Source organism: Streptomyces huasconensis (assembly GCF_021028635.1).
GTDB lineage: Bacteria > Actinomycetota > Actinomycetes > Streptomycetales > Streptomycetaceae > Streptomyces > Streptomyces huasconensis.
In genome coordinates, this window is the sequence record NZ_CP086119.1 from 670,307 (window position 1) to 693,256 (window position 22,950).

19 protein-coding genes and 2 riboswitches are annotated in these 22,950 nt (G+C 71.5%); of the genes, 15 read left to right on the forward strand and 4 right to left on the reverse strand.

Annotation, left to right across the window (positions count from 1 at the left end):
* Genes J2N69_RS36380 through J2N69_RS02935 form a run of 3 tightly spaced genes read left to right on the forward strand, consistent with a single transcriptional unit; the run spans position 1 to position 4,513 of the window.
* On the forward strand, positions 1 to 3,084 hold the full coding sequence (locus J2N69_RS36380) for a non-ribosomal peptide synthetase (protein ID WP_269075590.1): 3,084 nt from the start codon (positions 1 to 3) through the stop codon (positions 3,082 to 3,084).
* A complete protein-coding gene (locus tag J2N69_RS02930; protein ID WP_230899302.1) occupies positions 3,081 to 3,278 on the forward strand; it encodes an MbtH family NRPS accessory protein in 198 nt (65 codons plus the stop codon). Before J2N69_RS36380 ends, J2N69_RS02930 begins: the two co-directional genes overlap by 4 nt.
* Positions 3,275 to 4,513: a cytochrome P450 gene (locus J2N69_RS02935; protein ID WP_230899303.1), complete on the forward strand. Its 1,239-nt coding sequence runs from the start codon at positions 3,275 to 3,277 to the stop codon at positions 4,511 to 4,513. Before J2N69_RS02930 ends, J2N69_RS02935 begins: the two co-directional genes overlap by 4 nt.
* A 43-nt stretch (positions 4,514 to 4,556) precedes the next feature.
* On the opposite strand, the gene J2N69_RS02940 is transcribed toward J2N69_RS02935, so the two are convergent.
* Complete coding sequence (locus J2N69_RS02940) at positions 4,557 to 5,192, reverse strand: response regulator transcription factor (protein WP_230899304.1); 636 nt, start codon at positions 5,190 to 5,192, stop codon at positions 4,557 to 4,559.
* A complete protein-coding gene (locus J2N69_RS02945; protein WP_230899305.1) occupies positions 5,189 to 6,361 on the reverse strand; it encodes a sensor histidine kinase in 1,173 nt (390 codons plus the stop codon). Before J2N69_RS02945 ends, J2N69_RS02940 begins: the two co-directional genes overlap by 4 nt.
* Before the next feature lie 931 nt (positions 6,362 to 7,292).
* Between J2N69_RS02945 and J2N69_RS02950 the strand changes: the two genes are divergently transcribed.
* The gene (locus J2N69_RS02950) at positions 7,293 to 7,877 is read left to right on the forward strand and encodes a GNAT family N-acetyltransferase (RefSeq protein WP_230899306.1); all 585 of its coding nucleotides are present in this window, start codon (positions 7,293 to 7,295) and stop codon (positions 7,875 to 7,877) included.
* A 246-nt stretch (positions 7,878 to 8,123) separates the two neighbouring features.
* On the opposite strand, the gene J2N69_RS02960 is transcribed toward J2N69_RS02950, so the two are convergent.
* Positions 8,124 to 9,110 carry a ferric reductase-like transmembrane domain-containing protein gene (locus J2N69_RS02960; RefSeq protein ID WP_230899307.1) on the reverse strand — a complete coding sequence of 329 codons (987 nt, stop codon included), beginning with the start codon at positions 9,108 to 9,110 and terminating at the stop codon, positions 8,124 to 8,126.
* Between the two features lie 259 nt (positions 9,111 to 9,369).
* A riboswitch (cobalamin riboswitch) is annotated at positions 9,370 to 9,607 on the forward strand.
* A gap of 196 nt (positions 9,608 to 9,803) precedes the next feature.
* Here J2N69_RS02960 and J2N69_RS02965 point away from each other — a divergent pair.
* The 8 genes from J2N69_RS02965 (at position 9,804) to J2N69_RS03000 (ending at position 18,161) form a co-directional block, all read left to right on the forward strand.
* Positions 9,804 to 10,706, forward strand: a complete 903-nt coding sequence (locus J2N69_RS02965; protein ID WP_230899308.1) for a GHMP family kinase ATP-binding protein — start codon at positions 9,804 to 9,806, stop codon at positions 10,704 to 10,706.
* Positions 10,703 to 11,725: a cysteine synthase family protein gene (locus tag J2N69_RS02970; protein WP_230899309.1), complete on the forward strand. Its 1,023-nt coding sequence runs from the start codon at positions 10,703 to 10,705 to the stop codon at positions 11,723 to 11,725. Before J2N69_RS02965 ends, J2N69_RS02970 begins: the two co-directional genes overlap by 4 nt.
* The gene (locus tag J2N69_RS02975) at positions 11,722 to 12,975 is read left to right on the forward strand and encodes an ATP-grasp domain-containing protein (RefSeq protein WP_230899310.1); all 1,254 of its coding nucleotides are present in this window, start codon (positions 11,722 to 11,724) and stop codon (positions 12,973 to 12,975) included. The genes J2N69_RS02970 and J2N69_RS02975 overlap by 4 nt, the downstream gene beginning before the upstream one ends.
* 22 nt (positions 12,976 to 12,997) lie before the next feature.
* Positions 12,998 to 14,200: an MFS transporter gene (locus tag J2N69_RS02980; RefSeq protein WP_230899311.1), complete on the forward strand. Its 1,203-nt coding sequence runs from the start codon at positions 12,998 to 13,000 to the stop codon at positions 14,198 to 14,200.
* Between the two features lie 6 nt (positions 14,201 to 14,206).
* Positions 14,207 to 14,956 (forward strand): class I SAM-dependent methyltransferase, encoded by a 750-nt coding sequence (locus J2N69_RS02985; protein ID WP_230899312.1) that lies wholly within the window; start codon positions 14,207 to 14,209, stop codon positions 14,954 to 14,956.
* 43 nt (positions 14,957 to 14,999) lie between these two features.
* A riboswitch (cobalamin riboswitch) is annotated at positions 15,000 to 15,196 on the forward strand.
* Positions 15,197 to 15,226: 30 nt separating this feature from the next.
* The gene (locus J2N69_RS02990) at positions 15,227 to 16,255 is read left to right on the forward strand and encodes an ABC transporter substrate-binding protein (protein WP_230899313.1); all 1,029 of its coding nucleotides are present in this window, start codon (positions 15,227 to 15,229) and stop codon (positions 16,253 to 16,255) included.
* Positions 16,252 to 17,370, forward strand: a complete 1,119-nt coding sequence (locus J2N69_RS02995) for a FecCD family ABC transporter permease (RefSeq protein WP_230899314.1) — start codon at positions 16,252 to 16,254, stop codon at positions 17,368 to 17,370. The genes J2N69_RS02990 and J2N69_RS02995 overlap by 4 nt, the downstream gene beginning before the upstream one ends.
* A complete protein-coding gene (locus tag J2N69_RS03000) occupies positions 17,367 to 18,161 on the forward strand; it encodes an ABC transporter ATP-binding protein (protein ID WP_230899315.1) in 795 nt (264 codons plus the stop codon). The genes J2N69_RS02995 and J2N69_RS03000 overlap by 4 nt, the downstream gene beginning before the upstream one ends.
* A 100-nt stretch (positions 18,162 to 18,261) precedes the next feature.
* Here the strand turns inward: J2N69_RS03000 and J2N69_RS03005 are convergent, their stop codons facing one another.
* Positions 18,262 to 19,179 carry a ribosome-inactivating family protein gene (locus J2N69_RS03005; RefSeq protein ID WP_230899316.1) on the reverse strand — a complete coding sequence of 306 codons (918 nt, stop codon included), beginning with the start codon at positions 19,177 to 19,179 and terminating at the stop codon, positions 18,262 to 18,264.
* 606 nt (positions 19,180 to 19,785) lie between these two features.
* On the opposite strand from J2N69_RS03005, the gene J2N69_RS03010 reads away from it, so the two are divergent.
* From J2N69_RS03010 to J2N69_RS03020, 3 genes are read left to right on the forward strand one after another with little or no spacing between them, the layout of a single operon-like run.
* Positions 19,786 to 21,387, forward strand: coding sequence for a PP2C family protein-serine/threonine phosphatase (locus J2N69_RS03010; RefSeq protein WP_408056668.1), 1,602 nt, complete (start codon positions 19,786 to 19,788; stop codon positions 21,385 to 21,387).
* Positions 21,384 to 22,466, forward strand: coding sequence for a cobalamin B12-binding domain-containing protein (locus J2N69_RS03015; protein WP_230899317.1), 1,083 nt, complete (start codon positions 21,384 to 21,386; stop codon positions 22,464 to 22,466). Before J2N69_RS03010 ends, J2N69_RS03015 begins: the two co-directional genes overlap by 4 nt.
* Positions 22,463 to 22,936, forward strand: a complete 474-nt coding sequence (locus J2N69_RS03020; protein ID WP_230899318.1) for an STAS domain-containing protein — start codon at positions 22,463 to 22,465, stop codon at positions 22,934 to 22,936. The genes J2N69_RS03015 and J2N69_RS03020 overlap by 4 nt, the downstream gene beginning before the upstream one ends.
* Positions 22,937 to 22,950: the final 14 nt, after the last annotated feature.

The following is a 22,950-nucleotide window of genomic DNA, read 5'->3' on the forward strand; positions in this document are numbered from 1 at the left end:
ATGCCATCGCCGCTCACACCGGCGCAGCGCGCGCTGCTCGTCACGCTCGTCTACGGCCGCCACCAGGACTCCCCGGAGCTGTACAACCTGCAGCTCGTCCTGCGGCTGGACGGTCCGCTGGACGCGGCACGGCTGCGCGTGGCCGGCGACCGGCTGCTGTCTCGCCACGCTGTTCTGCGCACCCGGTTCACTCTTGGGGAGGCCGAACCGGAGGCTGTCGTCGCCCCCGAGGGCCTCGCCCTGCCCTGGCGCGAGGTCGATCTGCGCGGCCTGGACGCGCAAGCGCGGGAGGAGGAGGTCGCCCGCCTCACGGAGCAGCAGCGCGGCACTCCTTTCGAACTGGACGCCCCGCCGTTGGTGCGGCTGTTGCTGATCAGGACGGGCGAAGAACGCTCCGTACTCGCGCTCACCCATCACCATCTGGTGTGCGACGGGTGGTCGCAGCCGCGGCTGCTGCGGGAACTCCTCGCCGGATACGCCGGCGCACCGGGCGCGGCACCGGCACCGGAGCCCGGAGTCCTTCCGACCGCGGTGGACGGCTCCGTCGCCGAGCGGGGCTGGCGCACGGTCCTCGCCGACAGCTCCCCGCTGCTCCTGGGGGCCGGCACCACGGCGCCCGTCCGACTGGTCCGCCATCTCGACGAGGAGCGCAGTCGCCGTCTCATGGCGCGGGCCGAAGCTGCCGGGGTGACCCTCGACGCCGTGGTCCAGAGCGTCTGGGCGGTCCTTCAGGCCCTGTCGGCCGGCCGGGACCGCGTGATCGTCGGTGGGCTGCCGACCGCCCGGGAAAGGGGGGCCGCCGAGCCCCCGATCGGCGCCCACGCGACGGTCCAGCCCATACCGGTCACCGTCCACCCGGGCCACTCCTGGATGCGGCTGGTGACCGCGGTCCAGGACCGGCTGGACGAGCTGGCGCCCTGGTCGGCGACGCTCGGCCCCGCCGATGTCCAGCGCATCGCCGGGTGCGGTCCGCTGTTCGACACGGTCGCCGTCGTGGAGCGCGCGCCGCTCTCCGCTGCCGAGTTCGACGCTCTCGTGCCGGGGCTCCGTCTCCGGTCGGCGGCCTCGTACGACGCCAACCACTATGCCGCAGGCTTCTCCGTGGTCCCGGAGGACCGTTTCGCCCTCCGCCTCGACCACCGCCCGGGTGTGCTCGGCCCTCTGGACCCGGAGCGTCTGCTGGACTGCCTGGAGGCGGCGTTGGGCGAGTTCACCGAGCACCCGGAACGGCCCGTCGGCCTGCTGGCCCTCCCCGGCGCCGCAGGTACGGCCGCCGCGGACGTCGTCGCATCGGCCGGCACGCCCGCCGGGCCCGCGTTCACCCTGGCTTCCGCGGTGGCCCGGCACGCGGCCGCGACCCCCGGGGCCCTCGCGCTGTCCTCCCCCGAGGGCGACCTGACGTACGCCCAACTCGACGCCGCCGCCGCGCGGTTCGCCCTTCGGCTCGCGGCGGCGGGTGCCGGGCCCGGCACCGTCGTCGCCCTGTTGCTGCCCCGCTCACGCGCCATGACCGTCGCCCAGCTCGCGGTCCTGCGTACGGGCGCCGCCTACCTCCCGGTGGACCCGTGCTACCCGACGGCGCGCGTACGGTACATGCTCCGCGACGCCGCACCGGGACTCGCTGTGGTCGACGCCGGGACCCTCCCTGTCCTTCAGGCCGACGCCCCGTGTCCCCACGTCCTCCTGGGGCCCGCCGACTTCGACGCGACCGCCCATGCGGACGTTCCCGGAGCGGCCGGTGCCCCGCCGCCCGCCGAGGCCGATCCCGAGGCGCCCGCGTACGTCATCTACACCTCCGGGTCGACCGGTGAGCCCAAGGGCGTCCTCGTCCCCCACCGGGGCCTGGCCGACCTGGCCGCCACCCTTGTCGACCGCTGCGCGGTCGGCCCCGCCGACAGGGTCCTGCAGTTCTCCTCCCCCAGCTTCGACGCCGCGGTACTGGAGAGTGTCCTCGCCTTCGCCGCGGGCGCCACCCTGGTCATCCCGCCCGTGGGCACGTCCCTGGTCGGTGAGGCGCTCGCCGGCCTCCTCGCCGCCGAGCACGTGACGCACGCCCTGATCCCGCCGGCCGTCCTGGCGACGCTCCCGACCGGCCTTCCGCTGCCCGACCTCGCCACGCTGATCGTCGGCGGCGATGCCTGCCCCGGCGACCTCGTGGCGGCCTGGTCGCGCGGGCGGCGCATGATGAACGCGTACGGCCCGACCGAGACGACGGTGGCGGCCACCCTGCACGGGCCGCTGTCCGGTGACGGCGCCCCGCCGATCGGCCGTCCCATCAGGGGCACCCGCGTGCACGTGCTGGGGCCCGGGCTTCAGCCGCTGCCACCCGGCATGACCGGTGACCTGTACGTCGCCGGCCGCGGCGTCGCCCTCGGCTACCTGGGCCGGCCGGCCCTGACCGCGCAGCGCTTCGTCCCCGCCCCCTACGGCCCGCCCGGGGCGCTGATGTACCGCACCGGGGACCGGGCCCGGTGGACCGAGGACGGAGTGCTGGCCTACGAAGGCCGCGACGACGACCAGGTCAAGGTCCGCGGGTTCAGGATCGAACCCGGCGAGGTGGAGGCCGCGCTGGGCGGTCACCCGGCCGTCGCGCACGCCGCGGTCGCGGCGCGCCCGGAGCCCTCCGGGGACCGGACTCTGACCGCCCATCTGGCTGCCCGGCCGGGGGCGCCCGGCCTGGACGCCAAAGCGTTGCGGCAGTACCTGGTCGCGCTGCTGCCCGGCCATCTCGTGCCCGCGGAGTTCCACTTCTGGGACGCGCTGCCACGCACCGCGAACGGCAAGCTCGACCGCGCGGCGCTGCTGGCCCGCCGTCACCGCGGCGCGCAGGGCGGCGTACCGGGCACGGCCGCGGACACCGGGCACGCCGTACTCAGCTCGCTCTTCGACGAGGTGCTGGGGATCTCGGGCACCGGCCCCGACGACGACTTCTTCGACATGGGCGGGAACAGCATCCGCCTCGTCCGACTGATCACACTGGCCCGCCGGGCCGGCTTCGGCATCGGCCCGCGCGACGCGCTCGGCGGCTGTACGCCGCGAAGCCTGGCCCGCGCGGCGCGCAAGGAAGGGAGCACCGCCTCGTGAAGAGCGCCTTCGACAGGGAGGACGACCTGTTCCTCGTACTCTGCGGCCCGTCCGGCCGTCAAGCGCTGTGGCCCTCCTTGGTGCCCGTGCCGCAGGGCTGGCAGGTGCTCCACGGGCCCGCTGGACAAGCCGGCTGCCTGGACCACATCACCCGTGGCATCACCGCCGCCGCTCCCGGCGAGGTCCTGCGATGAGCGCTCTCCGGCCGAGCCCGGCCGACGCGCCGCCGCAGCTGTCGGCCGGACTCGACCTGAGCGATCCGGCCCTGCACGCCGAACACGACCTCACCGAGGTCTGGCGCACCCTGCGCGCCGAACGTCCCGTGCACTGGCAACCCGCCCGGCACGGCAGACCGGGTTTCTGGGTGGTGACCCGGTACGACGACGTATCCGCCGTGTACCGGGACGCACGGGCCTTCCGCTCCGACCGGGGCAACGTGCTCGACACGCTGCTGGCGGGCGGCGACTCGGCCGGCGGCAGCATGCTGGCCGTGACCGACGGCGCCCGCCACGCGAGGCTGCGCGCAGCCTTGATGAAGTCGTTTTCCCCCCGGGCACTGGACGGTGTCGTACGCAGTGTGCGCACCGCCACCCGCGGCCTGTTGGAGGACGCCCTCGAACGCGGTACCTGTGATTTCGCCCAGGACGTGGCGGCGCGCATCCCGCTGCGCGCCATCTGCGATCTGCTCGATGTGCCCGAGGCGGACCGCGGCGAAATCCTCGCGCTCACCTCGGCCGCGCTCGGGTCCGAGCACGCGGACGCCGGGCCGGACGAGGCATGGCTGGCGCGCAACGACATCCTGCTGTACTTCGCCGATCTGGCGGCAAGGCGCCGCGCCGAGCCGGGTGACGACGTGATCAGCGTGCTGGCCGCCTGCCGGCCGGGCGGCCTACCACTGACCGACGAGGAGATCGTCCTCAACTGCTACAGCCTGATCCTCGGAGGTGACGAAACGACCAGGCTGTCGATGATCGGTGGAGTCGAGGCCCTCCTCGCGCACCCCGAGCAGTGGCGCCGGCTGCGGAGCGGGGAGGTGACCACGCGGTCGGCGGTGGAGGAGGTGCTGCGCTGGACGACACCGGCGCTCCACGCCGGCCGGACCGCCGCCGTGGATGTGACCTTGCGGGGCCGGTCCATCGCCGCCGGGGACATCGTCACCGTGTGGAACGCCTCCGCCAACTTCGACGAGCGGGTCTTCGACCGGCCCGGCCGCTTCGACCTGTCCAGGACACCGAACAAGCACATGTCCTTCGCCTACGGCTCCCACTTCTGCCTCGGCGCGTATCTGGCGCGGGTCGAGATCGAGACCCTGCTCGACGGCCTGCGCACACTGGTCGCGGAGATGGAGGCGACCGGGCCGAGCAGCCCGGTCTACTCGAACTTCCTGAGCGGCTCGGCGCGGTTGCCGCTCAGCTGGTCCAGGGTGTGAGGCGCCGGGTGAGGGGCAGCGGACGCCGCCCCTCGCCCGGCGGTCACAGCCAGCCCTGCTCGGCGGCGATGCGGGTGGCGTCGTACCGGTTGCGCGCCCCCAGCTTCTTGATGGCGCTGGAGGCCACGTTGCGCACCGTCCCCTGGGCCAGGTTCAGTTCGGCAGCGATCTCACCGATGGACGCGCCGGTGGCCACGACCCGCAGGACATCGCGCTCACGCTCACTGAGCAAGCAGTCACTGCCCTGGGTGACCCAGGGCAGCACCTCCTCGTCGAGGGTCAGCTGCCCGGCCGCCACCCCGCGCAGGGTAGTGATCAGCTGGGAGAGCGGGGCGCTCTTGGACATGACGGCCAGGGCCCCGCGGGCGATGGCGTCGCGTACCACGGACCGCTGGCGCATGGCCGTCATCATGGCGACGCGACAGGCGGGGTGGGCCGTACGGATGTCACCGAGCAGCGCCAGGCCGTCGCGTCCGGGCAGTCCGTAGTCCAGCAGGACGACCGTGGGGCGGTGCCTGACCACGGCGGGCACGACGTCCTCGCTGCGGCTGACGGCGGCGACGACTTCGAAGCCCTCGGTGGCATGCAGTGCCGCGGCGAGGCTGCCGAGGACCATGCGGTGGTCGTCCACGACGACGATGCGCGTGGCCGACGTGGTTCCGGTGCCCTGCGGGTTCACAGGGCCTCCTCCCGCGAAGCGGGGCCGGGCCGGACGGCCAGGGGGACGTGTCCGGTGAGGGCGAAGTGGCCGGCGGGCGTGATGTCCACGCTGAGTTCGCCGCCCGCCTCCGCCAGCCGGTCGCGGAGCCCGGTCAGGCCCATGCCGGGCCGTGGCGGGAGAACGGACCCCCCGTCGTCGACGGCGGTGAACCCGACGCCGCGCGGGTGCTCGGCGACCGAGAAGCGGAAGGTCCGGGCGGCCGGGGCGTGCCGGAGCACGTTCGTCATCGCCTCCCTCAGCACACAGCCCAGGACTTGGTCGGCCTGGGGCGCGAGCTTCTCCGCAGGGACGTCGCACTGCACGGTGATGGCGAGGCCGACTGCCGTGCAGGCCTCCTCCGCGCGGCGGCGCTCCTCCGCGAGTGATGTGCCGCGCAGGGTCAACAGCTCGGACTCCATGCGGGAGAGCAGTGTGCGGGCCCGTACGCTCACCGACTGGATCGCGGTACTCCCGTCCGCGGGCGCCGGCCCGCTGCCCGCGGCTGCGGGCTGTGCGAGGGCCCGCTCGGCCTCCATGGCGATGAGCGTGAGTTCCTGCCCGACGATGTCGTGCACCTCGCGCAGCAGCCGGTGGCGTTCCATGCCGCGGGAGGCCGACGCCAAGTCCCGTTGGGCGGCCCGGGCTTCTCCTGCCCGGACCGCGGCCGCCCGCAGGATGTGGTTCATGGTGACGGCCACCGCCGTCCCGAGCAGGGCTACGGCGGTTCCCGGATCGGCTCCCTCCACGTACCAGAGCGCCATCCCGAGGAGGGCGAGCAGGACGGACCAGGCGGCCCGGGCCCGAGCCGGTCGGCAGATCCAGACCGAGACGATGGCGGGGTAGGACAGCATCACCGTCGCGTTCTCGCCGTCGGTGAGCACCAGTCCGATCGCGATGGCGGCCACTCCTGCCACCCAGAGGTTCGCCTGCCGGGGCGTGGTGCCCTGGTCCTCGCTCAAGTCCGACACCCACGGCACGGCGAGGAAGGCCAGTGCGAGGGCGGCTCCGCACACCCAGGCGGCCGGCCCGGCGTCGGTGCCGGTGAGAAGGAGGACGAGCCACAGGAGGTTGAGCAGGATGAGTACGGTGACGGCCGGGCGCGGCAGGGTCCGGCGTGCCCGGACGGCGTTGAGAAGCGTTTTCCACATGGCGTCAGCCGTCGTGCCGTACCTCGCCCGGTCTGCCCGCGGATCTGTCCCCTCCACCGCCGTCGGCGATGCGACAACTCTCCGATGTCCAGCTCATGGCCGTACCCCCAGTTTCCCCGTGGGACTGCGGCGCTCAGGAGGCCGTGCGATCCGGCCTGTCCTGGAGCGACGCGTCAAACGTTCACCCAACTCGGTGCACATTACATGGTCATATCGAGCCGTCAACGTGGAGAAGTCGTGCCCATGGTCCACGGTCGGCGCATCGTTATATGCAGCGAATTCACGCCCAACGACAAGTTCGACGAAGCCCTGTCAAGCTGTGCGCCGCCTATGCGCAAGGCCCGATAGCGAGCTTCTCAACTCCCGGGGGCTGGGCACCAATTCGGTGCCGACCACTCTGGTCGCCGTATATGGGCACAGCGCGTCAGGGCGCGGCGGCCGCAGGTGGCGGTCCAGCACCTCAGCAGGTCCTGAAGGACGTCCAGGGCCTGGTAGAGGGTCAGGCGGGTGAGACGAGGGATTGGCCAGGAGCCGGGTGTTTCGGCCCACTCCGTCGCCCCACTCGCCCTTAGGGCTGTCACGCAATTGCAGACCAGGTGTTGAACAGGTGTTACGGAATAGTGCGCGGGCTCGTATGCACGTCGGAGTGCACCTGCCGCCCGACTTGATTCATGGCCATTTGAGGATGCGGACCACGACAGGGGGCGATGGCATGGCCCATGTTGCTGGCACGGCTATCGCCATGCGTGCTGCGATCATCTGTCGGCCCGTGTAATCACGGCGTCGGAGCCGTCCTGGATGAGCCGGTGACGGTACCGCGCGGACATCGGGCGCCGCTGGTCGGCTCCTGGCATACCCCCTACGTCACTTCGGGGACCTTATTGCACACTGTTTGCAACAACGTCTACATTGCAGGAAAGGGAAGGTTCTTGTGAACTCTCCATCGGTTCCCGACGTGCAGGTGCTGCGCGGCGGCGATGTTCTCGCCCACTCCGACGCCCTGCGCTCGGTCTACCTCGACGCCTTCAGCGCGCCGCCATGGAATGAGGACGAGGAGCAGGCCGCCGAGTTCGCCGAGCGCCTCCGTGATGACGCGCGGCGCCCCGGTTTCACCGCCGCGCTGGCCGTCGCCGGCCGGGACGTGCTCGGCTTTGCCAGCGGGTGGACGACCCTCACGCCCTTCCCCACGGACCGCTGCTATCCGCAGGTCGCCGCGGGTCTTGGCGCTCGCCGCACGAACGACTGGCTGTGCGGCGCCTTCGAAGTGGACGAACTCGCCGTCCGGCCCGGCGCGCACGGCAGCGGGCTCGCCGGGAGACTGCTGGCGGCGGCCACCGAGGGCGCCCCCGATGGCCGCTCCTGGCTGCTCACCTCCGTGCGGACGCCGCGGGCCATGGCCTTCTACCACCGCCAGGGCTGGGCTCAAGCCACCCATCCCTCCGCCGACGGCAAGGGCATCGTCGTCTTCCTCGGCCCGCGCCATCCCGCCCGGGGTCTCGTCCCGTTGCCTCTCTGAACGCCAACGGTCCTTGCCATCAGGAACTCGTGCGGCGGCACGGCGGGTTGGAGGTGTACAGGGCGAGGATTTCCGGCCGAGGAGCGATGCCAGTGCCGCCCGCCCGTACTCATCCAGGCGGCGATGTCCTCCGTAGCGGCCTTTGTGCCGGGTACGCCGAACCACCCCTCTCTCCAGGGAGACCCGCCCACAGTGGCGGGACAGGACCGCGCCGGATTCGCACCGGCACCCGCCGGCCGCCGTGGATCACTCGGGCTCGTGGGTGTGCGGACTCGTCGAGGGCGGCTCGGCCGGCCGTTCCCGGCCGCCGTCATGGCCGGACGCCACCACGACGAGCAGACCCACCACCACGGCCCCGGTGGCCACTCGGCCGACGGCTCGCCCCGCCCAACCCAGCAGCGACACGCCCTCGCGTCGTTGCCATGGGCCCAGTCGCTCAGACCGCCGAGAGGGCCGCATCAGACGTAGCAACAGCAGCGCGGCGACGGGGAGTTGCAGGAGCCACAGCACGGTGCGCGGCCACTCGCCGTACCAGACGTTGGTGCCGTACAGCAGGGTGTGCCACACGCTCAGGACGTACACGACGATCACGAAACGGTGCAATCGCCGCCAGGTGTTCGCGCCGATGCGGTGCCGGACGTAGAACAGCAGTCCGAGCGGGACGGCCAGGTACAGGGCCCCTTGTCCGATGGGGATGGCGATCCGGCCGGTGCCGGAGTCGTACCAGCCGGGCACGAAGGTGTCCGCGAAGCCCGCCCACAGCCGTTCGGCCCACGCCAACTGGGCTTCGTACCGTACGAGTTCGGCCGCGAACATCAGGGCGTGGGCGCACATCAGGGCCATGGTGGTCAGGCTCGTGGTGCGGTGCCAGCGTTCCAGGGCCTGCCGGGTGGCGGGCAGGCTGTCGGGGCGCGGCCCCGACAGCAGCAGACCGAGCATGACCGTGCCCCAGGCCCACAACAGGCCCGACCAGCCGAACGCCTGGCTGAGCAGGTACATCCAGTACGTGCCCGGGTCGTCCATGAACGGCATGACCGCGACCGTCGCCGAGTCACCCGACTCCATGCGCGCGTACAGGAACGCGAAGACGGCACCCGTGACCAGGACCGCGGCACCCGCGTCGGGCAGCGCGGCCCGCAGATCGGCGCTCAGGGCGACGCGGTCGGGCGGGCGCCGGTCAGGAGCGGGCGGCGCGGTCGCACCGTCGTCCCCCTGCGTCATTTCTGGCAGCATCGCGGGCCTTCCGGGGCGCGGGACACCGACGGGGCGGTGTGCGCGTGTGATGGGAGAAACCAGTGTGGCCGAGGCGGCTGCGAATACCGAGGCCGCATCCGGCCAGAGCGGCTTCCGAAGCCGACCGATCCGTCCCGGAGCTCTGAACAACAGGCCGTGAAACCGACCGATCCGTCCCGGAACTCTGCACAACAGGCGGTGACCGATCGCATTCGGACAACTGGTGATACGCCCCCTGCCGCAGGAGCACGAGCCGCCCTACGCTGAGCCTGCAGTCGGTTCGTGCCTCCTGTCCCCGACCGGGCATTCGGCGCGACGCAAGAGGGAACCCGGTGGGAATCCGGGACTGTCCCGCAGCGGTGAGTGGGAACGAAAGCCGTCAACAGCACTGGGCCCGTGTCTGGATGGGGCCGGGGAAGCGACGGCCGGTAGGTGCCCTCCGGATCTCCGGTGAGCGAGCCCACGAGTCCGAAGACCTGCCACTGCGCCCGCGCCTGAAACGCGGGCAGTGCACGGTGACCTCGAGGACTGGGTTGGCGGTACGGACAGCTGCGCGGCGTTGGCCGCGCCGCGCCTCCTTCCCGGACACGTTCGGGGCTCGGGACCAGGAGGGGACATGTCCGTGACCACGCGAACTCTCGCCATCCGTGCCGGATGCCGGTCTGCCTGCCCATCGGCGGACCGGACAGGGCGGTGCTGATACCCGCCCGGGAGCCCGGCAGGACGCGGCGGCAGCCGGGCCGCACGGTGTCGGGCGTCTGTCACGGCACCCTGGGCGAGCTGTACCAGGGCCCGCTGCGGGCGGGGCCCGATCCGGACATCGCGGTGGTGTCCTTTCCCGTGGACCGTCATTCCTGGGTGCACTTCACCCCGGGAACGCATGCGCCGAACCGGCTGCCCCTCGGAGAGAAGACCGCGACCGCGGCCCGGCTCTTCCTGGAGCACTTCGGCCTCACGCTGCCACCGGGCCACTGGGATACCCACTCCGACCTCCGGGTGGGCGTGGGCATGGCGAGTTCCACCGCCGACATCGTGGCGACGCTGCGCTGTCTGTTCAGGATTTTCGCCCTGCCGTACGACAAGGACGTGGTGCTGCGGATCCTGACGGCGATCGAGCGGGCCGACAGTGTCTTTCTCGACGAGTTCGCGCTGTACCTCAGCGGCCGGCACCGCGTGATCCGGCGGCTGGGCACGGACATCGGCTTCCACACCGCCTACATCACCGAGCCCGGGACGGTGGACACCGCCGCCGTCACCGGCCTGCTGCTGGAGCACTACCGGCGGCACGGGGAGGAGTACGAGCACTGCCTGACGGACCTGCTCAAAGGCTTCGCCTCCGGCGACCCGGCCGCCGTCGCACGCGCGGCCACCGCCAGCGCCGCCCTCTCCCAGAACGTGCTGCCCAAGGCGGCGTTCGACAGCATGCTCGCGCACCGCGAGCGGTTCGGCGCCGACGGCGTCTTCGTCGCCCACACGGGCTGCCTGATCGGCTACCTCTTCCCCACCCGCCTCGACGCCGACACCAAGTCGGACCTGTCCGCCTACTTCCACACGCTCGGCCACCAGTGCTCTTTCACCCATGGAGGTTACGGGTGATCCACCCCCACATCGCCGACGCCCTGAAAGTCCCCGATCTCGTCCGGCTCACCGACGGCCTCGTCCTGATCAGGTTCGAGTCGATGAAGATCTACTCGGCGCTCGCCGCCGTCCGCCACCTACTGGAGCGGGGCACGATCCGCCCGGGACAGACCCTGATCGACAGCTCCAGCGGCATCTACGCCTACGCCCTGGCCTTGGCCTGCCACCGCTACGGCATGCGCTGCCACATCGTCGCGTCCACCACCGTCGACACCACCACCCGTACCCAACTGGAGATTCTCGGCGCCACGGTCGAACAGGTCAGCCCCTCGAAGAACCTGAAACTGGACCAGGAGCTGCGCGTGCGGCGCGTGACGGAAATCCTCGCCGAACACCCGGGCTGGCACTGGATGCGGCAATACCACGACGACGTCCACTACCTCGGCTACCACGAGGTCGCCGACCGCATCAGGACCACGTTCCCCGAGGCCGCGCTGACCGTCGTCGGAGGCGTGGGGTCCGGGGCCTCGACGGGCGGTCTCGTGGAACGCCTGCGCGCCACCGATCCGTCGGTACGGCTGGTCGGCGTGCAGCCCTTCGGGAGCGTCACCTTCGGCAGCCAGGACCACCACGACCCCGAGGCGATCATCGCCGGCATCGGCTCGTCGATCGTCTTCGACAACGTCCGCCACCACCTCTACGACGCCCTCCACTGGCTGGACTTCACCCACGCCATGTCCGGCACGGTCGCGCTGCTGCGCGAGCACGCCGTCTTCGCCGGGCTGTCCACCGGCGCGGCCTACCTGGCCGCGACGCACGAGGCGCGCCGCCACCCCGACCGGCTGCACCTCGTGATCGGCGCCGACACCGGACACCGCTACGTCGAGCGCGTCTTCGCCAGGCACACGGAGGCCCTGGACCCCGCCGCCCTGAAACCCTTCGAAGCAGCCGGTCCCGAGGGGATGACCATGCCCTGGACCACGATGTCCTGGCGACGCGCTGCCTGCCCGGCGGACTGGAAGGAGCGCGCGGCATGAGCGTCGTCTGCCTGGAGTCCCTCACCTTCGGACTCGGACACCTGGTGCGCGCCGCCGACGCGCTCGGCGAGCGGCTGGTACTGCTCACCCGCGATCCTGTGTACTACGCCCATGAGTTGGAGCGGCTTGCGTCGGATGCCCTCGACGTCGTGGAGATCGACACCTTCGACGTGGAGCTGGTGGCGGATCGGTTGCACCGGATTCCCGGGCTGCGCGGGCTGATCAGCTCCACCGACACCTGGACGCTGATCGGCGCCGGACTCTCCGAACGTCTCGGCCTGCCCGGCCTTGATCCGGCCGTCCTGCGGCTGACCCGGGACAAGGCGGCCGTACGCAACCGGCTGCACGACGCCGGGCTGACGCGCGGACGCGCCATGGACGTCACGGGACGCGGCACCGAAGAGGTGCTGCTCAAGGAGGTCGGTCTGCCCGCCGTCCTGAAGGACACGGCGGGCACCGGGAGCCAGAACGTCTGGCTGGTCCGCGACGAACCGGAACTGGCGGCGGCGCTGGACGAGGCGGCCGGGCGGGAGCTGAAAGGGCGGCTGTTCGCGGAGCCGTACTTCAGCGGACCGGTGTACAGCGCCGAGACCCTCACCTGGGCGGGCCGGAGCCGGCTGCTGGGCGTCTCCAGCCGGCTGATGTCACCGGAGCCGCACTTCCGGGAGGAGATCACCGCGTTCCCCGTGGCTTTCCCGGAGGCGCGGCGGGCCGTGCTGGAGCGGTGGCTCGGTGAGGTGCTCGCGGCGATCGGCTACACCGACCGCTTCGCGCACGTGGAGTTCGTCCTGACCACCGGCGGCCCGGAGGTCGTCGAGATCAACCCCCGGATCGGTGGCGCCCTGGTCGGCGAGGGCATGTGCCGGGCGCTCGGTGTCAACGTGTACGAGGCGATGATCGAGACGGCGCTGGGCCGCCGTCCCCGCCTGATGGACGCGGAACTGCCCGGGGGCCCGGCCGTCGCCTTCGTACTGGGCTACCCGGCCGCGCCCGGGGTGTTCACCGGCGTCGCCGGGCTGGACCGCCTGACCGACATGCCGGGGTCGCCGGCCTGGTACCCGGTCAGGTCTGTCGGCGACGCGATCGAGCACCTGGCCGACAGCCGCGGTTACGCGGGCATCGTCTACGCGGAGGCCGAGACCGCCGAACTGGCCACGCACCACGCGGTGGCCGCCGCCAACGCCGTACGGGTGCTCACCGAGCCGCTTCCGCCGCCCGGGGCCCCCGACCGCGAGGCGTCCGGTGGGTGAACGCGTACCAGGCGGGGAAGGCGTGCGGGCCACGCTGTTCCCGCTCGACGGGCCGCTGCGTTTCCTGCTGCTCAGCTCGTTCCTGATCCCTCTCGGCAGCTTCATGGTCCTGCCGTTCATGTCGGTGTTCCTGCACGAGCGGCTCGGGATGGGGCTCGGCGCGGTGGGTGTCGTGCTGGCCGCGGCGTCCCTCGTGCAGTTCTCCGGAGGGATCGTAGGCGGGGCCCTGGCGGACCGGATCGGGCTGCGCCGCACGATGCTGTGGGCTCTGATCATCCGCACCGCCGGATTCGTCGGCCTCCTGTTGGCCTTGCGCTGGCCGCCGTTGGCTGTCGGGGCGCTGGTGCTGACGTGCTGCGGCGCCGCGCTGTATCTGCCCGCCAACAAGGCGTACCTCGTGCACGGCGTGGACGACGAGCGCCGTCCGGCGTTCCTGGCCGCGGGCAATGCCGCCCTCAACGCGGGCATGGCGGTGGGGCCGCTGGTCGCCGGGCCGTTCGTGCTGTCCTCGCCCGGCTGGCTGTTCGTGTCCGTCACCGCTCTGTTCGTCCTGGTCGCCGCGGGCCACGCGCGGCTCCCGGCGGCGGGGGCCGGGGAGTCAGGCGGGCAGCCGGCCGGGCAGGGGCTGCTGGCCGGGGTGGCGGCCTTGCCGTTCGCCGCCAACGCGCTCGCCTTCTACCTCTACTTCCACTTCCAGCACTTCCTGGCGGTGTACGCCGTCGAGCGGGCCACCAGCACGTTCTACAGCCTGGTCCTGCTGCTCTGCTTCACGCTGGTCATCGTCGTACAGCCCCTCGCGTCCGGCCTGATCCGGCGCATGCCCTACGCGACGGCCCTCGCGGTCGGCTTCACGGGTCTGGCCGCCGGGCTGGCCGTCCTCGCGATCGGCACCCGGCCCGCGCTGCTGGCGGGCGGGGCGCTGATCACCCTGGGCGACATCGTCCTGTTCCTCAAGAACGACCTGGAGGCGCTGCACCGCAGCTCACGCTCGGACGCCGTGGTCTTCGGCCAGCAGCGGCTGGCCGCGGGGCTCGGCGCCTGCGCGAGCGGAGTGCTCGGCGGACAGGTGTACGGGCTCACCGAACAGGCGGGGAACACCGGCTGGTTCTGGCTCCTGGCCGCCGCACAGTGCGTACTGCTGCCCCTGCTTCTGCTCCTGCTGACGCTGCGCGAGCGCCCGGCGAGACACCCCACCCGCATGATGACGACGACGAAGGAGCACTGAGACCGCATGGCACGAACGGGCGGCTTCCAGGACGATGACTTCTGGACCGAGTTCCACGACTTCCTCTTCTCCGAGCAGCGCCACGCGCAGGCCGAGGAACTGCTGGCGACCTCTCCCCTGCTCTCCTTTCCCACCGGTGCCAGGGTGCTGGACCTGTGCTGCGGCACCGGCGTGTTCACGGTCCCGCTCGCACGCTGCGGCCACGACGTCACCGGGGTGGACCTGAGCCCGGCCATGCTGGACCGGGCGCGCAAACACACGGCCGACTCCGGGGTGCGGGTCACATACGTGCGGGCCGACGCACGCGACTACGAGCCACCGGGCGCCTTCGATGTCGTCCTCAACATGTTCACCTCCTTCGGGTACTTCGAGGACCCCGCCGACAACGCGCGCATGCTGCGCACCATGTACACCTCCCTGGCGCCCGGAGGCACCCTCGTCCTGGACCTCGCCGGAAAGGAGCTGCTGGCCCGCAAGGTCACTCCGCCGAAGGTGGTCCAGCGAGGCGATGACCTGCTGGTGCAGACCGACACCGTGCTGGACGACTGGGCGCGGCTGCGCAGCGACTGGGTTCTGGTCCGCGGCGAGCGGGTGACGCGGGCCACCCTGGTGTGGTTCGTGTACAGCGCGGTGGAGTTGCGGCACATGGTGGAGGAGGCGGGGTTCGGCCGGGTGGAGGTGTTCGGCGGGTTCGACGCCCGCCCCTACGACCAGGACGCCGAGCGCCTGGTGCTGCGGGCGGTCCGGGAGGAGTGAGCGAGGCCCGGGGGGGGGGCGTGCGAAGGGGCCCGCACGCCCTTTTGAGCGGCGCCCGGCAGATCGTAGGATCACCAGGTCATCACCGCGACGGGGAACAGGAAGCCGGTGCGAATCCGGCACGGTCCCGCCACTGTGACCGGGGAGTGCACCCTTCGGCATGCCACTGCGCGCCACGCGGGAAGGCAAGGGGAGCGTCGATCCGGGAGTCAGGACACTGGCCTGTCGCGGGCCCGATCCGAGGAGCGCGGACTCCCCAGGAGGCTTCACGTGCACACCCGTCCCCCGTTGTTCACCCCTGTCCGCAAGCGCGGGGCCCGCTGCACCGCGGCCCTCGCCCTGTGCGCGGCCTTGCTGGCCGCCGGATGCGGCTCGTCGCAGGACACCGCCCGGAACGGGAAGGCAACGGCTTCCCGGGCGGCGGGCTTTCCCGTCACCATCGACAACTGCGGCGTGAAGACGACGTATGACAAGCCGCCGTCCCGCGTCGTCACCATCCACCAGCACCCGGCCGAGCTGATGCTCTCCCTCGGCCTGAAGGACCGCATGGCCGGCACCGCCTTCCCGGACTCCGCCGTCCTGCCCGAACTGGCGAAGGACTTCGCGTCCCTTCCGGAACTGGCCAAGAAGGAGCCGTCGTTCGAAACCGTCCTGGACAAGGAACCCGACCTCGTCTACGGCGGCTACGGCAGCGCCTTCGACGAGAAGGAGGGCCGCTCCCGCAAGGCGTTCCGGGACGCGGGCATCGACACCCACCTCAACCGCGAGTACTGCGGAAAGAAGCGGGTGACGATGGACGACACGTATGAGGAGATCCGCACCGTCGGAAAGATCTTCGGCGTGTCCGACCGGGCGGACCAGCTGGTGTCCGACCTGAAGGCCCGGGTCGACAAGGCCGCGAAGACCGTCGCGGACGAGCCCGACGTGCCCGTCTTCGTTTACGACAGCGGCGACAAGACCGCCTTCACCGCCGGTGGCAAGAGCCTCGGCACCGAACTGATCCGGCTTGCCGGGGGCAAGAACGTCTTCGCCGACCTCGACGACGTCTTCGGTGACGTCTCCTGGGAACAAGTCGTCGAGCGCAAGCCTGAGGTCATCGCGATCTACGACTACGCCGGCGCCGGCAGCATCGAGCAGAAGAAGGAATTCCTGCTCGCGCAGCCCGCTCTCAAGGACGTGCCCGCCATCAGGAACAAGCGGTTCGTCGTGCTGCCCCTGACCGCCACCCTGGTCGGCGTGCGCTCCGCGTACGCGGTGGAGGACCTGGCCCGCGGCATCCACCCCAAGAGCTTCGGGTGACGGCCTCCGCCACCGACACGGGAACCGGCGCCGAGCGGACCGTAAGAGGAGGCCAAAGGGACGTTCGCAGAACAGGCCCGGGCCTCGTCGTCACCCTCACCGCCCTGACCGTCCTCCTCGTGCTCTCCGTCATGGCGGGCCTTGCCATCGGCTCCGTCCAGGTGCCGCCCGGCCAGGTGTGGGGCATCGTCACGCAGGCGCTGGGCGCCGACGGGGCGGAGCCGGGCTGGTCCCGCGCGCGCGAGACCATCGTGCTGGACGTCCGCGCGCCTCGGGTGCTCCTCGGCGCGGTGGCCGGCGCGGGCCTCGCCGTGGTCGGCACCGCACTGCAGGCCCTGATCCGCAACCCGCTCGCCGAGCCCTACCTGCTCGGCGTCTCCTCCGGCGCCTCGCTCGGCGCCGTGACGGTGATCGTGTTCGGGGTGACCCTCTTCGGCCCCGTGTCCCTGTCGGTCGCCGCGTTCGCCGGCGCGCTGGGTGCCCTTCTCCTCGTCTACGCCACCGCCCGCACCGGCGGCCGGATCACCTCCACGCGGCTGGTCCTCGCCGGTGTCGCCATCGCCGCCGTCCTCACCGCCGTACTCGACCTGCTGCTCCTCACCACCGACCGGGGCAACGAAGCCCGCGCCGTCCTCGCCTGGACCCTCGGCGGCCTCGGCGGGGTCAGCTGGGACACCCTCTGGCTCCCCAGCGCCGCCCTGCTCCTCGGCACCGGGGTCCTCATGGCGCAGGCCCGCAACCTGAACCTGCTGCTGGCCGGCGAGGAGGCCGCGACGACGATGGGCCTGGACGTGGCCCGGTTCCGCGCGCGGATGTTCGTCCTGCTGTCCTTGGTGACCGGCGTCCTGGTCGCCGCGGCCGGTCCCATCGGATTCGTCGGCCTGATGCTGCCGCACACCGTCCGGCTCCTCGTCGGCGGCGACCACCGCCGCGTCCTGCCGACGGCCGCGCTCGGCGGCGCGGTCTTCCTCATCTGGGCGGACATCGCCGCCCGCATCGTCGCCGCACCCCTGGAGATACCCGTCGGCGTGCTCACGGCCCTGTGCGGCGGCCCGTTCTTCCTGTGGCTCATGCGCCGAAGCGCCCGCCGGACCGACGAGCGAGGCACAGCATGACCGCCACCGAACTCGTCATCACCGGCATCACACTCACCGCCGGCGCCCATCGGCTGGTCGAGGACGTCTCCCTGACCGCCCGTCCGGGCGAGGTCATCGGCCTCGTCGGCCCCAACGGCAGCGGCAAGTCCAGCCTGCTGCGCGCCGTCTACCGCGTCCTGCGCCCCGAAACCGGCCGGGTCAGCGTCGACGGCACCGACGCCTGGTCCCTGCCGGTGCGACAGCTCGCCCGTACGGTGGCGGCCGTCGTGCAGGAGTCGGGCGCCGGCTTCGACCTCTCGGTGCGGGAGGTCGTCGCGATGGGCCGCACCCCGCACAAACGACTGCTCGACGGGGACACCGCCGAGGACGCGGCCCTGATCCAAACGGCGCTCGCCTCCGTGGACGCCACCGGCCTGGCCGACCGCCCCTTCGACCGGCTCTCCGGCGGCGAACGCCAGCGGGTGCTCATCGCCCGCGCCCTCGCCCAACAGCCGTCCCTCCTCGTCCTGGACGAGCCCACCAACCACCTCGACGTCCGACACCAGCTGCAGGTCCTCGGCACCCTGCGAAAACTGCCGACCACGGTCCTGGTCGCCCTGCACGACCTCAACCTGGCCGCGTACTACTGCGACCGCCTCTACGTCCTGCGCGACGGCAGGGTCACCGCCTCGGGGGCGCCCGCGGAGGTCCTCACCCCGCGGCTGTTGGAGGAGGTGTACGGGGTCGCGAGCGAGGTCACCGTCCACCCCCGCACAGGCGCGCCGCAGGTGACCTTCCTGCCCGCCGAGTCACGTGATCCTGATCGGTGACCACGATCCCCGATGGCCCGAGCGGTTCGAGGATCTGCGACAGCGCCTGGCACCGCACGTCGCGGATCTGCCGGTGGCCATCGAGCACGCGGACCACGCCCTAGAGCAGCGCTTCCGAGCCGTGCAGTTCCACGAAGCCGACCACCTGGCGCAGCCTGTCGAAGCTCGTGACGTTGTTGCCGATCAGGCGGACCGTCGCCGGGCGGCCCTGGCGCCAGCTGTGGGCGGCTCGGGACAGGGCGCCCCACTGGTTCTCCATGTCGGCGTAGTCACGGCTCAGTTGGTAGTTGGTGAAGCCGTTGATGTTGCCGTAGACGCGGTTGAAGATCGGGCCGAAGCGGGCGGCTTCCGAGAAGATGGTGATGGCCATGAGCATGCCCCGGTCCACGCGCGTCTCGTTCCACTCGCGGACGTTGTGCAGGTCGTAGAGCGCGTTGAAGATGTTGGTGGACCCGAGGTAGAGGTTCTCGCGCGAGGTACCGCCGTTGAGACTGAGATAGCTGCCGTTGCGGGGCATGAACCGCACCGGCACGCCCAGGTCCTGCTGGAACTGCTGCTGGCGGCCGTCCTGGAAGGCCCAGTGGATGCCCGCGCCGGGCGAGTAGAAACCCGCGACATAGAGGTTGTCGGCCCACAGGTAGACGGAGACGAGGTCACGTCCTTCGTTCCGTACCCGCACCTCGATCAGCCGATTGGTGTTGCGAGTGGTCTGCTGGACCAGCCCGCTGCCGGTGTTGGTCGCGTCGCCGTAGCTGTTCTGGTGCAGTGCGTCGATCAGGTTCCAGTAGCGCGTCGCGTGCTCGCCCCGGCCCGCGGTGATGTTCGTGATGTCCCAGTCGATGACGGGCCAGCTCTGCTGGGCCGCCATGCTGCTCTTGGCCGCGGGCTGGACCCCTCGGGCGACCGCCGTGGCCCTTCCGTCCGGGCCGGTCGTCGCCGAGGCGGTGGCGGCCGACGGGGCCAGCAGTGCGGTCGCGGCGGTGATCGAAACCAGTGCGAAACCAGTCCTTTTGAGCACGGCGTTTCCTCTTCAGTCCGTTCGGGTCGCGCGGGGGCGGGTGCGGCGCGACGACACCGAGGCTCCGCAGGTCCCCCTCGCATGTGGTTTCACCATGCACGTGTTTTGTGGTGGGCTGTTGTCGCGCAGTGCATGCCGACTGGTCCGTGCGTGTATTCGGGTCAGCTGCCCGATGGCCCGCTACGGACGCGGCAGCGCGTATCGCGCCCTGAGGCGTTCGCGGGCGCACCAGATGGCGTCCCAGCCGTGCGTGGCGGCCTCTTCGCAGCATCTTCACGAATGGGCGACCGTGCGGAGCCTCGGGCCCCGCTTGTCGGGCCGGTTGGAATATGCCAGGGCTTGACCTGGGCGTTTTCCACGCGGCTGCCCGGTGACGGGCGGCTCGATGTGATGTTCCGGTGTGCTTCGGCGCATGGGAGGGCGTTTTCCGCACCTGTGGGGGCATGCGGCCAGGGGGCGGCTTGCCACAGTCGGAGGCGGTGGTGGACTGTTGTCGTACGACAACGGTTTCCGACTGATTGAGGTGAGGGGTTCGCTTCGCGGGCCCTGCTGCTTGTGACTTCCACACGAGAAGAACACGCTGCGAGCACCACCGCTCCGGCGTCTTTGGCGTGGACGTCCGTGCCCTGCCCCGTCCTGATCGTAGACCGCTCGGGCACGGTGCGGCACGCCAACGATCACGCCCTCGCTCTCTTCCCCGCCGCGGCCCCGGGGCTTTCCCTGGCGGACTGTGCGGCTGCATGGCTGGCGGACGCCCACGAGCAGAGAGCGGCAGCGGACGCACGGGGCGCGAACACGGTCGTGTCGGGATACGTCGCGGGCAGATCGTACGAGGCACATCCCACGGCGCAGGACGACGGGGACGTGGTGTGGTGGCTGGTGGACGACACCGACAACCGGCTCGCCCGCGAGGCCCTGCACATCGAGCAGGAGCGGACGGCCTTCCTGGCGGAGGCGTCCAACGCTCTTCTGTCCTCTCTTCATCTGGAGCGGTGCATGGACGTCACCGCGCAGCTCGCGGCCGAGCACCTCTCGGCCGCCGCCCTCGTGATCGCGCCCGGCAGCGGTTGCCGACTGCCGGTGGTCACCTGCGTACGCGGGCAGAAGCCGGTGCGCGACCAGTGGGAGATCGACCCGCAAGAAGTCCCCGGCCTGGCCGAGGCGTTGCAGGGTTTCCCGCCGGTGCCCTCCCGCTGGATCGATCCGGTGACCGCCCCCGAGTGGCTGATCCCCGAGGGCTTCGGCGAGGTCGGCTCGATCGTGGTCACCCCTTTGCCGGGACACGGCGTGCCCGCGGGGGCGCTGGTCCTGCTGCGTCACAGCGGTGAACCCGCCTTCAGCGAGGAGGAGGAAGTGTTCGCCCGCCTCTTCGCCGCACGGTCGGGGGCGGCGATGTCCGCTGCCCGCATGTACGCGGAGCAGTCGTCGGTGTCAAAGGTGCTGATGCGGGAGCTGCTGCCGCCGGTGCTGCACCAGGTCGCCGGCGTGGAGTTCGCCGGCGGCTACCGGCCCTCGAAGGACCGCGAGCGGATCGGCGGCGACTTCTATGACGTCCACCCCGCCGGCGCCGAGGGCGAGCCCTCCTTCGCGGTGCTCGGAGATGTGAGCGGCAAGGGCCTGGAGGCGGCCGTGCTCACCGGCAAGATCCGCAACACGCTGCACGCCCTGCTGCCGATGGCGGGCGACCACCAGCGGATGCTGGAACTGCTCAACGGAGCCCTGCTGAACTCCCACCACACCCGTTTCGCCACCCTGGTACTGGTGTCGGCGGTGCGGGAAGGAGGGGCGGTGCGGTTGCGGGTGACCAGCGCCGGGCATCCTCCGGCGCTGATCGTGCGCGCGGACGGCTCCGTCGAGGAGAGCGCGTCCCGCGGGACCCTGGTCGGCGCGTTCCCCCGGGCCCCTGCCACCACTGTGTGCGAGACCTTGGCGCCGGGGGACTTCTGTGTGCTGTTCACCGACGGGTTCACCGAGGCCAAGGGCGGGCCGCTGGACGAGGAGATGTACGGCGACGAACGCTTCCAGGACGCGCTGTCGCGGTGTGCGGGGATGCCCGGCGAAGCCGTGGTCGAGCACGTACAGATGCTCGCCTCGCAGTGGGTGGGCTCCGGCCAGCACGACGACATGGCGGTCATGGTCATCGCCGCTCCGAAGTCCCATCACCTGAGCATGGTGGGCGGACACACCAAAGGCAGGTTCACCGCATGACGCACCGCACCCTCTCCCTGTCCCCGCAGGACCTGTTGTGGCAAGCGGTGTCCACCGGCGACGAGCACGCCGCGACCAGCACCGTCTTCGACGCGCTCGAACACGGCCTGCCCGCACAGGAGGTGCTGCTGGAGCTGATCGCCCCGGTGCAGCGCAGGGTCGGTGAGGAGTGGGCGGCCAACCGGCTCACCGTGGCCCAGGAGCACGCCGCCTCCGCGATCAACGACCGGGCCATCGCCGCTCTGTCCCATCGCACCGCCGGCGCCGCCGGGACCGGCGCGGCGGGCAAGGGCAGAGTGGTGGTGGCGTGTGTGGACGGCGAGTGGCACGGGCTGCCCGCCCGGCTGCTGTCCGAAGTCCTGAAGCTGCGCGGCTGGACGGTGGACCACCTCGGCGCCCAGGTCACCACCGACCACCTCATCGAACACATCCATCAGACGGGGCCCGACCTGGTGGCGCTCTCCAGCTCCATTGCCACCCGGCTTCCCACCGCGCACGCCGCGATCACCGCTGTCCAGGCCACCGGCACCCCCGTCCTCGTCGGCGGAGCCGCCTTCGGGCGACACGGCCAGTACGCGGCCCTGCTGGGCGCGGACGCGTGGGCACCCGACGCGAAGGCGGCGGCGGACCGGCTCGACCAGGGACCGCTGAAGCGCCCCGCTCAGGCGCACCAGCCCATCGATGACTTGCCGCACCTGGACGACCAGGAGTACACGATGGTCGCCCGCACCAAGAGCCGGCTGGTGCGCACGGTGATGGCCGGGCTCGAAGACCGCTTCCCCGCCATGCGCGCCTACACCCCCGCCCAGCGCGGACACACCGCCGAGGACATCGCGCACATCACCGACTTCCTCGCCACCGCCCTCTACACCGACGACCCCGAATTGTTCACGACGTTCCTGACCTGGACAGCCGAGATCCTCACCGCCCGCGGTGTGCCCGCCCGCTCCCTGATCCCCGCCCTGGACATCCTGGGTGAGGAACTCAAGGACTTTCCCCGCGCCGCCGGAATGCTCGCCCAGGCCACCGACCGTCTCGCCCAGCCGCACGGCGGCCGCCTCGCCCGGGAGCAGGCATGACGACGCCCTACCGCTTCGGACCGCCCCTGCGTCTGGAGGCCGTCGCAGGCGCCGATGTCCAGGTGCTGAAGCTCGCCGTGCACGGGTATTTGGGCTACGACAGCGCCGACGAGTTCCTCGACCAGACGTCCCGGCACCTCGAAGACCGGCCGCACGCCACCGCTCTGCACCTGGACTGCGCGGGCCTTGAAGGCATGGACTCCATGGGCCTGTCCGCCCTTTTGATGCTGCATCGGCGCACCACCGCCGCCCACGTCACCCTGCGTCTCGACGCCCGCCCCGCACCCGTGGACCGGGTCCTGGAGCTGACCGGCGCGCTCGCCTATCTCGATCCCGAAGCGGCCAGTGGCGACAATGGGGAGCACCGCTCCCAGGAAAGGGCCTATCGTCAACCGTCGGAGGAGGCCATGTCCGCCGCTCTCCCGTCCGGACCGACGCCGCGGCCCACGCAACCGGAGAGCAGCGCCTGACCGCCCCAGCCACC